The sequence below is a fragment of the Devosia chinhatensis genome (genome assembly GCF_000969445.1).
GTDB classification, from domain to species: Bacteria; Pseudomonadota; Alphaproteobacteria; order Rhizobiales; family Devosiaceae; genus Devosia; species Devosia chinhatensis.
Genome location: NZ_JZEY01000047.1, coordinates 1 through 487, shown reverse-complemented (window position 1 = coordinate 487; position 487 = coordinate 1). Strand labels below are relative to the sequence as shown.

The window sequence follows — 487 nt, the reverse complement described above, 5'->3', positions numbered from 1 at the left end:
AGGGGGAGGGGAAGAGGAGGGAGGAGAGAGGAAAGGGGGGGAAATGAGAGCAGGGAAAAAAGGGGGAAAAGGGCAGGGAGAGGGGCGGAAGAAGGAAGGAGGACAGGGGATGGGGGGAGGGAAATAAAGTGCAGCGAAGAGGAAAGGGAGGAAAGGAAGAGGATGGGGGATAAAAGGAAAGGGAAAGAAAGGAAGGAGGACGAAGGGGAGGGGAAGGGGGGGGGAATGGGAGAGAGAAAGAGGAACACGAGGGTGAAGGGGTGGGGCAGGGGAAGGGCAAGGGGGAAGACGTGATAGCAAAGGGGGCGGGGAGACAGGAGGAGGGGAGGGCGGGTATGATAGGAAACGGAGGAGACATGGGTGAAGGAGAGGGAGACGGAAGAGCGCGAGACCACGGGGGTATGAGCGACCAGGCGGGGGAAGACGAAGGAGCGAGGGGGAAAGAGGGAAGAGACGGGAAGGGTGACGAAAGTGCGGCGCGCAATGG

General features: G+C 60.8%; 1 pseudogene. It reads left to right on the top strand.

Annotated features, from left to right (window positions below):
* Positions 1-294: pseudogene (locus VE26_RS18655) on the top strand (hypothetical protein); the annotation flags it as partial.
* Positions 295-487 lie beyond the last annotated feature (193 nt).